At 51.3% G+C, this 12,108-nt stretch carries 12 protein-coding genes and 1 pseudogene; 12 read left to right on the top strand and 1 reads right to left on the bottom strand.

Translation table 11 applies throughout. From position 1 onward, the window contains the following. The first annotated feature begins 28 nt into the window (after positions 1-28). Entirely contained in the window at positions 29-853 is an 825-nt protein-coding gene (locus SLIP_RS05970; protein ID WP_013175380.1) for an arginase family protein, read from the top strand. A gap of 123 nt (positions 854-976) precedes the next feature. Here SLIP_RS05970 and SLIP_RS13110 read toward each other — a convergent pair whose 3' ends face one another. Continuing rightward, a complete protein-coding gene (locus tag SLIP_RS13110; RefSeq protein WP_423218582.1) occupies positions 977-1,294 on the bottom strand; it encodes a DUF1540 domain-containing protein in 318 nt (105 codons plus the stop codon). Here SLIP_RS13110 and SLIP_RS12910 point away from each other — a divergent pair. The 11 genes and pseudogenes from SLIP_RS12910 to SLIP_RS12905 all read left to right on the top strand — a co-directional run bounded on the left by SLIP_RS12910 (position 1,194) and on the right by SLIP_RS12905 (position 12,106). Then, the gene (locus SLIP_RS12910; RefSeq protein ID WP_013175379.1) at positions 1,194-1,406 is read left to right on the top strand and encodes a hypothetical protein; all 213 of its coding nucleotides are present in this window, start codon (positions 1,194-1,196) and stop codon (positions 1,404-1,406) included. The two genes, SLIP_RS13110 and SLIP_RS12910, sit on opposite strands and share 101 nt — an antisense overlap. 221 nt (positions 1,407-1,627) lie before the next feature. Beyond that, a complete protein-coding gene (locus SLIP_RS05960; protein WP_013175378.1) occupies positions 1,628-3,421 on the top strand; it encodes a sigma-54-dependent Fis family transcriptional regulator in 1,794 nt (597 codons plus the stop codon). A 244-nt stretch (positions 3,422-3,665) separates the two neighbouring features. Then, entirely contained in the window at positions 3,666-4,265 is a 600-nt protein-coding gene (locus SLIP_RS05955; protein WP_013175377.1) for a 4Fe-4S dicluster domain-containing protein, read from the top strand. Further along, positions 4,258-5,199 (top strand): CoB--CoM heterodisulfide reductase iron-sulfur subunit B family protein, encoded by a 942-nt coding sequence (locus tag SLIP_RS05950; RefSeq protein ID WP_013175376.1) that lies wholly within the window; start codon positions 4,258-4,260, stop codon positions 5,197-5,199. Before SLIP_RS05955 ends, SLIP_RS05950 begins: the two co-directional genes overlap by 8 nt. Positions 5,200-5,202: 3 nt before the next feature. Continuing rightward, positions 5,203-6,237: an FAD-dependent oxidoreductase gene (locus tag SLIP_RS05945; RefSeq protein ID WP_013175375.1), complete on the top strand. Its 1,035-nt coding sequence runs from the start codon at positions 5,203-5,205 to the stop codon at positions 6,235-6,237. A 30-nt stretch (positions 6,238-6,267) separates the two neighbouring features. After that, positions 6,268-6,825: a 4Fe-4S dicluster domain-containing protein gene (locus tag SLIP_RS05940; RefSeq protein WP_013175374.1), complete on the top strand. Its 558-nt coding sequence runs from the start codon at positions 6,268-6,270 to the stop codon at positions 6,823-6,825. 4 nt (positions 6,826-6,829) lie between these two features. After that, positions 6,830-7,684: a CoB--CoM heterodisulfide reductase iron-sulfur subunit B family protein gene (locus SLIP_RS05935; protein ID WP_013175373.1), complete on the top strand. Its 855-nt coding sequence runs from the start codon at positions 6,830-6,832 to the stop codon at positions 7,682-7,684. Positions 7,685-7,958: 274 nt separating this feature from the next. Next, positions 7,959-8,960, top strand: coding sequence for a CoA transferase subunit A (locus tag SLIP_RS05925; RefSeq protein ID WP_013175371.1), 1,002 nt, complete (start codon positions 7,959-7,961; stop codon positions 8,958-8,960). Between the two features lie 31 nt (positions 8,961-8,991). Further along, a complete protein-coding gene (locus SLIP_RS05920) occupies positions 8,992-9,786 on the top strand; it encodes a CoA-transferase subunit beta (protein WP_013175370.1) in 795 nt (264 codons plus the stop codon). Positions 9,787-9,906: 120 nt separating this feature from the next. Then, on the top strand, positions 9,907-11,226 hold the full coding sequence (locus SLIP_RS05915) for an MFS transporter (protein ID WP_013175369.1): 1,320 nt from the start codon (positions 9,907-9,909) through the stop codon (positions 11,224-11,226). A gap of 58 nt (positions 11,227-11,284) precedes the next feature. Further along, a pseudogene (locus tag SLIP_RS12905) lies at positions 11,285-12,106 on the top strand (CoA transferase subunit A). The last annotated feature ends 2 nt before the right edge of the window (positions 12,107-12,108 follow it).

The raw sequence follows: 12,108 nt of genomic DNA, 5'->3' as shown, positions 1-12,108 counted from the left end.
CCTGGGGCGGGTAGAGGAGGCTTGTGGAATGAAGGCTGGAGTCTGGTATCATCCTGATTTTTCCCTGAGGGGGCACTCGGTGCTTCGGGATCGGGTTGAGCCTGCCTTCAATGCCATGACCGACCTGATCGAAGCTGGCAAGATAGGGTTATTCACCCCCGCGATTACTCAAGAAACAGAAGAACTGTTAAACCAGTGCCACAGCGCAAGACATATAGCTATGGTCAAAGCTGAACACTATCATGATGTTGCTCTTTTGTCGGCAGCGGGAGTAGTGGAAGCAGCAGAACGTTTGGCGACCGGGGATTTGGAATTTGCTTTCTGCTTCGTGGGGGCAGCGGGTCACCACGCCGGGTACGACAGGTTTTGGGGCTTTTGCTATTACAATGACGCGGTAATGGCGATAAAAAAGCTTCGGGCTCTCGGGATCAAGAGAGTGATGATAATAGATGTGGACCCGCACTTCGGCGATGGTACTAGGGACTTGATCGGCGCTGATCCGGACGTCATTCACGTTAACTTCCATTCCGGGAGTTGGCGCATAGTAGAAGATCCGGAGCTCAACAACTACGACATCGGGCTGGGAAGTGGCGGAGACAGCGATTTCATCGATGCTCTAAACCGGGTGTTGTCGAGATCTTGGGATTACGAGATTTTGATGATCATATTCGGACATGATTCTCATATTCTCGATTACGGAGGATTTGCGCTTACCGAGATATCGTTCAAACATTTGGCCGAGGCCATCAAGGAATTCGCGGCAGGCAAGCCGGTCTTGTTTATTCTATCGGGCGGAGCCAACCCCGAGGTTGCAAAAACGGTTATTCCCATGGTTATTAAGACCTTTTTATAATGTTGGCCGGGCAACTACTATAAAGGTTCTGGTAACAGCAGGCCAGCACGGAAACCGAATTGGAGGTCTAAACCTGCACCAGACTGTAGAGTTGGTGCAGGTTTAGTATTGATGCGAACATTTCTAGGCCGGTTCGAACATGTCACATTCAGTATCAGAATGGCGTTGAGCGGTACTACCCATTATTTTGATATTGTCGGCCTCACAGTATCCGTCTCGGTTATGCCGGCATTGCCGCACGCTACATAGGACTTCAGGATTGGCCGAACCCTGGGTGAGGGAGCTGGTAGTGTGTTGGGGGAGGATCTTCATTTCTGGTCCTTCCACGGAGGACCGCAGGGTGAAGGTAGAACAACTGGCATCGGGGCCAGACGATACTACTTCGATGGTGTCAGCGGAGCAGCTGTTGCCCGGCACCCAGTACGCGCAAGTATTAACCATGCATTCGGTCGTTGTTCTCGACATTAGCTTGACCCCTTTCTTTTTCTTATTATTGTGCGCCGAAAACGAGCCACAGATGCACACAGACCCGGCACTCAGCTCAAGTCTTTGATTAGCAGCGAGCGTTTTCGGGACCCAATGGCATGTTACAATTTCAGTCAGCTGAGTGCCGGGCTGCCGTGTTCAGCTATCAATCGCAGCCGAAATATATAAATGAGGGCCAAAGGTTTGTGAAAGATTTCATTTTCTGTCGCTTTTACCGGTTGTAATGTTACAAGAATCGTTATATCATAATCATGCCGGTGCAGGCCTGAGCGAAAGGAGGCGAGTTCGATGCCCGTATTGAGAATCAGCGAGCTTCAGGTAGGCGAAGCAATGACAAAGCGCTTTGGCACCGCATCTCCAGACGAGACCTTGGAGCAGGTTATCGCTGCCATGCTGCAGAACCGGTGGGAAGAGGTCGTAGTGGTTGAAGGTAACGGCAAGCTGCTAGGATTGGTAACGAAAGAGCACTTAGTGCGCATTTTGTCGGACGGCTTGCCTCAAGACAAACCTATAATCGACGTATGTCACCGAAATGTTTTCACTACTACGACTACGGAAGACCTGGTTCTTGCCCGTGACGTCATGAGGGAGCACCATATAGGCCGGTTGCCTGTACTTGATGAGACAGGGACTGTAGTCGGTATATTGACTGCCAAAGACGTCTGCAATGGTTTTTCCGACAAATTGGAGGTAATTGGGCGTCATATGCAGGCGGTTATGGATAATATAACTGAAGCGATTCAGGTTGTGGACTGCTTCGGTGTAATAACTTACTGGAACAAGGCAGCGGAAAGAATGTTTGGGCTCAAGGCGGACGATGTAGTTGGCAAACGCCTTAAAGAGATATATGATGACGGCTTAATAGAGAGCGTTCTGAAAGAGGCCAAATCGCGGCGCAATGTTCTTGCTGAACTTAAACCCCAGCAGTATGCGATCAGGAATGCAGTTCCCGTTATTACGCCGGCAGGGGATGTCATCGGGGTGGTGTGTACCACTCAAGATGTTACCCAGACCATGAGTTTGCTGGATAGATTGCACTACGCTAATTCAAAGGTGAAGAAGCTGGAAAAAAGGGTTCGCCAAAGCGAGCCCAGTTCGGAAGATGTTTTTTACACTGCTGATAAGTTTACTTTGAGGGTCTTGCAACAGGCTCGCAAAGTCGCAGCCACTGATGCTACTGTTCTTATTCAAGGAGAAAGCGGGACCGGCAAGGAGCTGTTGGCCCGGGTTATTTACCAAAACAGTAAGCGTTCTAACCGTCCTTTCGTGGAAATCAACTGCAGTGCTATCCCGGAGACTCTCTTTGAAAGCGAGATGTTCGGGTACGAGTCCGGATCATTTACCGGGGCCAAGCGGGAGGGAAAGCCGGGGAAGTTCGAGCTGGCCCACGACGGAACTATTTTCCTGGATGAGATTGGCGAGCTGCCTCTGGAGATGCAGGCCAAGCTGTTGCGGGTTATTCAGGAAGGCCGGTTTTATCGTGTGGGCGGAACTAATCCGATCGAGGTCAATGTGCGTTTAATAGCGGCCACTAACCGCAACTTACACGAAATGGTGTCGGAGGGTCGGTTCAGAGAGGACTTATTCTATCGGCTTAACGTGGTTACCCTTGAGATCCCTCCCCTGCGAGAACGAAAAGGGGATATACCAGGTCTGGTGGCAAGGTTTATAAACGAACTGGCGACAGACTATGACCGGGAAGTTGATGGCATAGATGATGAGGCACTGGATGTTTTAGTCGATTATGATTGGCCGGGTAATGTCCGTCAATTACGTAACGTTCTGGAGAGTATAATAATACTGATGGAAGGAAACTTAATAACCCTCCATTCGCTGGAGGAAGCGGGGGTAATGGATATGTTGAGGCCGGGGAACAACGGTTCGAGAACCAAGGATAAGGAAGTATTGATGGCGGGAGAGGTCCTGGAAGAGGCGGTGGCTAAGACCGAGAGGGACGTCATCATGAGAGCTTTGGAGGAGTGCGGTTACAACAAGGCGAGAACGGCAGAGATGCTGGGGATTCCCCGTAGCACTTTGTATTATAAACTGCGGACTTTAGGGATACCCAGTATCTCCGACTAGAAAATCGAGCCTACCGATGTCAATTCGAGTGTCAGTTTATTAGACAGGTGTCCAATAAACTGACACTTTTATTTTGACAGGTTGAGTTTTGGTTTTTTGCACAACGCTGAGACGGCAGGCTGTTTGGCAGTGTGCCACCTCAGCTCTTTTTTGTCTTGGTTGGCACGCATATTGCAACGCTAACATAACGGAAGTGGTAATTGTGAAATACATAACCTAAAGAACTCAAGACAGAGGAGCGTTGATGGCTGTGCCCAGAGAAAGCGACACCCAGTGGGTGCAGGGACTAGACAGAATAGTGGATAGGTATAACTTGGTAGGCAACCTCGATGCCTGCTTGACCTGTGGAAAGTGCGTGGGAAACTGCCCGGTGGCGGCTATCACCCCTTCCTATAACCCAAGACAGATCATCCGGGATGTCCTTATGGGCAATCTGTCTCGCCTGGTTCAGAGTGAAGAGATATGGCGCTGCTTTTGGTGTGCTAACTGTTACAGGGTATGCCCGAGCGACATACACTACCCGTTACTGATGATGCAGATACGCTACAAGGCCATCGAACACAACTTCGGGCTTAAATACGTGCTGCCTTTCAAGCGTTTTGCTTTGAAAGCCCGCGAAGACGCGATGACCTTTGTTCCGGGTGCTAAGGGCAAGGAAAGAGTTATGAAGATTCGTAGCGAAGCAGGAATGACCCCCTGGCCGGAGGTTTCGGACAAAGCCAGAAGCGAGTACCAGGCTCTTTTCGATTTGACCGGTACCACAGAGTGGCTCGAGGCTCTGGACGAAAGCAAGGAAAAACCTGTGGAGTTCAAGTACCGGGAAGGAAGGATAATTTATGAATAAAGCTAGAGTGATTCCGGTAGAAAAAAGGATACCCGAGATTCCAGAAAAGATATTCCTGTTTCGCAGTTGTACCGGAAGTCTCGAGTATCCCGGTACCGAAAATGCAATCAAAGAGATAATGAAGATTTTGGGTATTGAAGTAGTAATGGATCCGGACCAGACATGTTGTTCCGGGTATCTCCTGACCTGTTCTGGGTACTTGCCAGAAGTGTCACTGGCGGCTACCGCTCGAAACTTGGCCTTAGTAGAAGCCAAGGGGCTGGATACCTACGTCTTTTGTAACGGGTGTTTCGGGTATAATAAGGAGCTTTCACATATTCTTCTGCATAATCCGGATTATCTCAAAATGGCGAACGATCTTATTGGACGGTGGGGCTACGAGTATAAGGGACGGACAAACATCTTTCACGTTCAGGAATTATACTACCGTTTAAAAGACCGGATTGCTTCAAAAGTGGTACGCCCTTTGAATGGGCTGCGGGTGGCCGCCCATTACGGGTGTCACTACCTGGCCCAGCAGTACGGGATCCTTGACGACGGCGATCTACCAACTTTCCACGAAGAATTGTTTGAAATCTTGGGAGCTACCCCTGTTACGTATAAGGAGGGAAGGACCTGCTGTGGCTATTCGGTGGGAAGGGGATTTACCCACCGAGAAGAGGTGGTGCAGCCTCACCTGGGCAAGAAACTGAGAAGTGCTAAAGAAGCGGGCGTAGAACTCATAACCACGGTTTGTCCAGGGTGTAACGTGGCTCTAGACAGGGAACAACCCAACCTGGCCAGGAACGGTCATGGAGAAATCAATATTCCGGTTATCGACCTAGGTCAACTCATAGCGTTAGCGCTTGGAGTACCGGTAGAAAAGCTCGGTTTCAAAGCCAATACTGTACCGCTTAACGGGGTACTGGAAAAACTTGGACTGAAAGGAGTCTAGTTTATGGAGAGCACAGGCAAAACGGCTCTAGTAATTGGAGGAGGCCCGGCAGGTATAGAAGCAGCTGTCAAAATTGGCCAAGCCGGTCATGATGTGATTTTGGTGGAGAGGGAGTCAGTTTTGGGAGGACGCCTGAATCTTCTGGCAGGGACCTTTCCACGCAACGAGGATACTTCGGCCATGTTGGCCAATAGCCTGAGGCTCATTGAGGAAAGCGGAAAAGTCGTGGTCAAAACCGGAACAACGGTTGTCGGGGGGCAGCGCGACGGTGAAGGCTTCAGAGTAAGTTTGAAACAGACCGCAGATGATACGGTTGCAGATGTAAACGTAGACGCGGTCGTGATAGCTACCGGTTTTGACTACTTTGACCTGTCGGCTTACGGAGAATATGGCTACGGGACATATAACGGGGTTGTAAGTGCGGTTGAATTCGAGGGAATGCTGAAGGGATGGCGCCAGTTAGGATATCGCCAAAACATACCCAAGGCCATAGCGTTTTTCAAGTGTGTGGGATCCAGGGACCGGTCAAAAGGCTACCCGTACTGTTCTAAGATTTGCTGCATGTATACCGCTAAACAAGCGGCTATGGTGAAGGAACTCTCGCCAACCACTGCTTGCTATGTCTTCTACATGGATATCCGGGCAGCAGGCAAAGGATACGAGGAGTTTGTGCGCCGGGCAATTGAGGACAAGAAGGTTAGATACGTTAGGGGTAGGCCGGCCAAGGTGATACCCGACGCGGGACGGCTGTTAATCCGAGCGGAAGATACGCTTATGGGTAACCCGATTGAAATAAGGGTAGACATGATCGTTTTGGCGGGAGCGGCAGTGGCGAGGAAGGAAACGGTAGAGCTTGCGAAGATGTTCGGTGCGAAGACAGATGAGTACGGGTTCTTGGAAGATGACGGCATGAGCCCGGTAAGAAGCGCGGATAAGGTCTTCTTTGCCGGTGGAAGCGGGTTCCCTGTTGATATACCGGGGGCGCGAGAGCAGGGAGCGGCTGCGGCTGCGGAAGTCATAGCCCTGTTTTCCCGGTAAGCAGCCGTGTGAAGTTAGGAGGGGAAAGGGATGCCGATTCAGCTGGATGCTACCAGCTCGACGTTACAAGAACAAATTGAAAATGACTGCCGGGTCGACCTGAGTTGCTGTTACGAGTGTGGTAAGTGCTCGGGTGGATGTTCGACGGCCTACCTTATGGACTACACGCCGCGGCAAGTTATTCAGCTTATAAAACTAGGAGCCAAAGAAGCGTTGTTGCAGAGCAAGGCGATATGGGTCTGCGTGAGCTGTCACCTGTGTCAGGACCGGTGCCCGGCAGCCATTGATATACCTAGGATCATGGATTACCTGCGAGAAATGAGCTGTGGCGAAGGAGTCGTATCGGAAACCAACCATGTGTTTTTGTTCAATAAGCTGATGTTAGACCATGTGTTTAAGCGCGGAAGAGTGTCGGAAGCGGAACTGGCACTGAGGTTTAATCTAAAGACTGGCCAATATACAAAGGATGTCAAGCTTGGTCAGAGGCTGTTCTTTAAGGGGAAAATGATGCCGTTTGTTCCGGGAGTCAGGGACCGGCGAGCGGTAAGAAAGCTGTTCAAGTTATACAGGCCGGGGAAGGAGGGATAAGAAGATGGAGGTTGCATATTATCCCGGGTGTTCTGGCCACGGGATGTCCCGTGAATACCAACTGTCCACAGCGGTGGTCTGTCGTCACCTGGGCCTCGTCCTTCACGAGGTAGAGGATTGGAACTGTTGCGGGGCCAGCGCGGCTCATAGTTTGAATCATTCCCTGGCCTTGGAATTGAATTTTCGCAATCTGAGATTGGTGGAAAAGATGGGGCTTACTACTGTTACGACGCCGTGTGCCGGGTGTTACAGCCGGCTAAAAACGGCTGAGTCCACGCTGAAAGAAAGCATTGGGGCCAATAAGCAAAGCCCGCAAGGCTCACAGGTGGAGGCATCACATGTATTGCAGTTTCTGGTTGAGAAGGTCGGCCTCGAAACCATAGCCCAGGAGGTGAAACGGCCACTGTCAGGGCTTCGTTTGGCGGCTTACTATGGCTGTCTCTTGACCAGGCCGCGGGGGCTTACCAGGTTCGACGACCCGGAGCAGCCCAGGGTATTGGATGATTTGTTGAAAGTTCTCGGAGCGGAAACTGTCAATTGGTCCCACAAAGCTGAGTGTTGCGGCGCGGGCATGGCTGCGTGCCAGACCGAGATAGTGGTTCAGCTGTCTGGGGAAATATTGGAGGCTGCGAAGCAGGCGGGAGCCGAAGCAATAGTGGTCGGGTGCCCGTTATGCCAGACTAATTTGGATACCAGGCAGTCACTGGTAGAGGCCGAGCGCGGAGTCAGGTATGGGTTACCGATAATCTACTTTACCCAGTTAATGGGTCTTGCGTTCGGACACTCGGTTAAGGAGTTGGGCCTGAACAAGTTGTTAACATCACCGCTTCCTTTATTGAGAGCGAAGGGGTTATATTAGAATTCATGTCCTCTGGGTCCGGTCTTCGAGGGTTTCGGGCTCGGGGATCTGAAGCATAGAAAATGCGAAAGCATGTGAAATATTGCGCCAGGGAGGTGAGAGACAAGCACGTTGAAAAGCCCGGACGCACTCCACACGGGAAAGGAGGTAAAAAAAAGCCGGGTTTAGCCCGGCCCCACAAGAAAACAATAATTTAAAATAAGCTCCCAGACTCATTCTAATTCCCCCGCATTGATTGAGCAAACAGTAAAAAAACGAGAAGGAGGGAAACCCGTTGCGTAACAAGCTGATATCGATGCAAGAGGCTGTCAAGAAATACACGTGGGACGGAATGACCTACGCCCACGGCGGCGCCCTGCCAGTAGGATCTGATTCCATCGCCTTTGGGCGGGAAATGGTAAAGCAAGGAAGAAAGGACCTTAACCTGATATCCAACTGTAATACCCAGCAGTCCAACCTCTTGGCCGCAGTGGGGGCCGTTCGCAGGATCGAAGTAGGATTCAGCGGTTTGGAGGTCTATGGGTTTGCCAACGGTTTGAGAAGAGCGGTGGAAACCGGACAAACTATTCTTGAAGACTACTCCAACGGAGCTATCCCGCTAAGGCTTCTGGGCGGAGCCTTAAACTGGCCCTTCATACCGGCTACCGTAAACATCGGCTGCGACCAGCAGTGGTGTTGGGCAGACAAGCCGGACGAGTATCCGGCCCAGAATAAGACTCCTGAGATCGTTGACCCCTTTACCGGCAAAAAGTGTTGGGCGTTCCCAGTTATAAAGCCCGACGTAGCAGTGATCCACGTTACCATGGCCGATATCTACGGAAACGCCATTATGCTGGGGACGGAATGGAGCCGTTACGAATTGTCGAGAGCTGCTAAGCAAGTTGTGTTGCAGGCCGACTTCATAGTGGACACAGACTGCATGAGACAGTTTCCGAACCTGGTCAGAATCCCGGGCGAAGTGGTCAATGCCGTAGTCTACTGGCCGCTGGGAGTATGGCCGGCCTGCTCCACCGGGGTGTATGACAGCGACGAAGAGCACATGTTCTACATGAACAAGGCCTTGGCAACCCCTGAGGGCACCGAGGAATACCTGCAGAAGTACGTCTACAGCTACAACACCAGGGAAGAATATTTAGAGGTCATCGGTAAAGAAAAGATCGAAAAACTCACCGACACTCCTACCGCCTTTTTGATGGATCCGTACCGGAAATGGATCAAGAGCGACGAAGAAATCGCTGAGCTGGAAAAGGCAGCTCAGGCCGAGAGCGGGCAATAAGGTGTAAGGACTTAAGAAGGGAGGTTACGAGATGGATTACAGTAGACAGGAATTCATGGCAATAGTAACCGGAAGGGAACTGCGCGATGGTGAACTGGCCATATTCGGTGTGGGCTTGAGTATGCTTGCCGGGTATTTTGCCATTAAAAACCACGCTCCTAATCTGATGGCTTTTACCGAGGGCGGAGTTTTCGGCTCAACTCCGGTAGGAGGACTCCCTTGGGGCATTGAGTGCAACCGTATTTCCGCGAACGCGACCAGCTTTACCAATGCCATTGACGCTCTTGGTTGCCTGGTTGCTTCCGGTCGTTGCGATGTGGGGATAATCGGGGCAGCTCAAATCGATAAGTACGGCAATGTTAATACGACCGGAATCTGGGATCCAGACCAGGTGCCGTGGAAAGTCGGGAGGTACACCTTACCGCGGGTACGTCTGAACGGCAGCGGGGGAGCGAACGAAATCGCGGTTGGATGCAAGCGTTATATCATCATGGTAACCCACGAAAAGAAACGTTTCGTAGATAAGGTAGACTACATCTCCTCTCCCGGTTATATCAACGGCGGTAACGACCGTGAGAAGTACGGTTTCCCAGGCGGAGGGCCCTCTGCCATAATTACGACGTTAGGCATTTTGCGCCCGGATCCTGTTACTAAAGAGTTTTATCTAGATGCCTACTTCCCCTATGCAACCATCGACGAAATCAAAGCAAATACCGGATGGGAATTAAAGGTATCACCCGACGTAAAAGTTATTCCGGAACCCACAGAACAAGAACTAGCAAATCTCCGGGCAGTAGACGTAACCGGCTCGCTCCGTAAGAAGTAAGGGACTCTGTTAACCTCAAGGCAAAAGCAGGAATAAGCCCCGGGCGGGTCGGGGGAATCCCCCCCTCTTCCCGGCCTACAGCCCGGGGTCCTGCAAATTATTTAAGAGAGGAGAGTCTGTATGGCGGAAATCGTATCGGAAGCAAAAGGCGTAACCAAGGCGATGATTCAAAAAACCCTGTCTTACCGGTACATCATATACCTGGTAGTGGCTCTGGCTTATTTCTTCGTGTATTTCCACCGCACTTCGGCAGCCGTCATGGCTCCGGAACTGACTAAAGCTTTTAACATCGCTCCAACTGCCCTGGGATTGTTCGGATCGATGTACTTCTACGCTTACGCTTTGGGACAGTTGCCGGCCGGGATTTTGGCGGACAGGTGGGGAGCCCGCAAGACCATGGCTCTGTTCGTGTTCATTGCCGGCATCGGAGCTATAATCTTCGGAATGGCGGGTACGTTTAGCACGGCACTTGTTGGAAGATTCCTGGTCGGGTTTGGGGTAGGTTTCGTCTATGTGCCGGCTATGCGGATACTGGCTGACTGGTTCAAGAAGAACGAGTTTGCAACCTATTCGGGACTGCTGCTAGCTGTGGGTAACATTGGGTCTCTAGCTTCGGCTGCTCCTCTGGTAGCTCTGATGGCCGCCATCGGGTGGAGAAGCTCGATGATCTCAGTGGGCGTAATTTCGATGGTTATTGCGCTTTTGGCTTATTTGTTCATTAGGAACAAGCCCCACGAAGTTGGCGGAGCCAGCATACCTGAGATTGAAGGGACCGTAGTAGCTGGAACAGCAGGGCCGTCGTTAGGCATCGGGCAAGCCCTGGCCATAATTTCGCGGAACTACAACTTCTGGACCATATCGGTACTGTTCTTTATCCTCTACGGAACCATCATGGGATTCCAGGGACTGTGGGCTGGTCCCTACCTGATGAACGTGTACGGAATGGACAAAGCAGCCGCAGGTAAGGTGTTGAGCCTTATTCCTCTAGGCATGATTTTTGGCTGCCCGCTGTCAGGGATCATTTCTGACCGGATACTGAAGAGCAGGAAGAAAGTGGTTTTTGGCGGAACCCTGATCTACCTCTTGACCTGGATACCCCTGATATGGATGACTAATACCATGTCTCCTGCGTTCCTGAAGGTGCTGTTCTTCGTATACGGTTTCTTCGGCGGATTCTTTGTAGTAATGTACGCTAACCTGAAAGAAAACGTTGACCTGCAAATTCAGGGGACGGCCACCGGTTATCTGAACGTGTTCGTATTCGTCGGTGGAGCTGTGTTCCAGCAAGTTATGGCTGCGATCATCGCGAAGTACCCGACCACGGCTGCTCAACTTATCCCTGCTACTGCCTTTAAGTCGGCTTTCCTCTTCTGCTTCGTAGCACTGATCGTTGGCTTGGTGGTCTATGCAACTCAGAAAGAAAAGAGCGCTCTGAGCTAGCTGGACTGACCGAGTGGCGGTATAAGACTGGCAATATCGTAGTAAAGGAGGTCAATTCATGAAAGAGAAAGTAGTGTCTCTGTCACAAGCCGTAGACCTGGTCAAAGATGGCATGCTGCTTGCCATCGGGGGAAACGGCATGCACCGCAATCCACTACTGTTTTCCCTGGCCCTGACTCAGAGGCCGGTGAAGGATCTCAAGGTGTGCGGTGCGGCGCTGGGAATCGCAGCAGATGTTTTGTTCGCAACGGGCCAGGCAGATACAGCTTATTTCGGATTCTTTGGGCTCGAAAATGAAGCTGGTCTGGCTCCGGGGATGCGGAAGGCTATGGAAGGGGAGGAACCGAAGGCTAAAGCCATCGAAGGTTCCTGAACTGCCATAATCCACGCTCTCCGTGCGGGAGCATACGGAATCCCATTTATGCCGGTCGGCGGTATGTGGGGAAGTGATTTGGTAGGTCTTCGGCCTGAGTTCTACCAGGTAATGAAGAGCCCATTCGGCGACGAAGAAGTAGTATGTGTAAAGGCCTTAGTGCCCGATTACGCAATAATTCACGTGCAGGAAGCGGACATTTACGGAAATGCCAGGATACTAGGACCTAGTTATCAGGACCCATTGATGGCGCGGGCAGCTAAGAAGGTAATACTGACAACGGAACGGATTGTCGGCACTTACCGGATGCAGGAAGAGCCGAAACTGACGGCCATCCCTCACTTTTTGGTGGAGGCGGTAGTAGAGCTGCCGGGTGGGGCGAAACACGGGATATGCTACCCCGAGTACGTCACGGTGGACTGGGACACGCATAAAGCCTACCAGAAAGCGGTCAAGGCGGAAGAGGTTCCCCAGTTTGCGGCGAAAATGCTGGAAGGGAGGCTTTAGAC

It is taken from the genome of Syntrophothermus lipocalidus DSM 12680, from assembly GCF_000092405.1.
In the GTDB taxonomy this organism is placed as follows: Bacteria; Bacillota; Syntrophomonadia; order Syntrophomonadales; family Syntrophothermaceae; genus Syntrophothermus; species Syntrophothermus lipocalidus.
This window is presented reverse-complemented; position numbering and strand designations above follow the sequence as displayed.

What these genes read in the sequence shown, in the direction of transcription:
- SLIP_RS05970 (WP_013175380.1), top strand. Translation starts at nt 29, where the DNA reads ATGAAGGCTGGAGTCTGGTATCATCCTGATTTTTCCCTGAGGGGGCAC.
- SLIP_RS13110 (WP_423218582.1), bottom strand. Translation starts at nt 1,294, where the DNA reads ATGGTTAATACTTGCGCGTACTGGGTGCCGGGCAACAGCTGCTCCGCT.
- SLIP_RS05960 (WP_013175378.1), top strand. Translation starts at nt 1,628, where the DNA reads ATGCCCGTATTGAGAATCAGCGAGCTTCAGGTAGGCGAAGCAATGACA.
- SLIP_RS05955 (WP_013175377.1), top strand. Translation starts at nt 3,666, where the DNA reads ATGGCTGTGCCCAGAGAAAGCGACACCCAGTGGGTGCAGGGACTAGAC.
- SLIP_RS05950 (WP_013175376.1), top strand. Translation starts at nt 4,258, where the DNA reads ATGAATAAAGCTAGAGTGATTCCGGTAGAAAAAAGGATACCCGAGATT.
- SLIP_RS05945 (WP_013175375.1), top strand. Translation starts at nt 5,203, where the DNA reads ATGGAGAGCACAGGCAAAACGGCTCTAGTAATTGGAGGAGGCCCGGCA.
- SLIP_RS05940 (WP_013175374.1), top strand. Translation starts at nt 6,268, where the DNA reads ATGCCGATTCAGCTGGATGCTACCAGCTCGACGTTACAAGAACAAATT.
- SLIP_RS05935 (WP_013175373.1), top strand. Translation starts at nt 6,830, where the DNA reads ATGGAGGTTGCATATTATCCCGGGTGTTCTGGCCACGGGATGTCCCGT.
- SLIP_RS05920 (WP_013175370.1), top strand. Translation starts at nt 8,992, where the DNA reads ATGGATTACAGTAGACAGGAATTCATGGCAATAGTAACCGGAAGGGAA.
- SLIP_RS05915 (WP_013175369.1), top strand. Translation starts at nt 9,907, where the DNA reads ATGGCGGAAATCGTATCGGAAGCAAAAGGCGTAACCAAGGCGATGATT.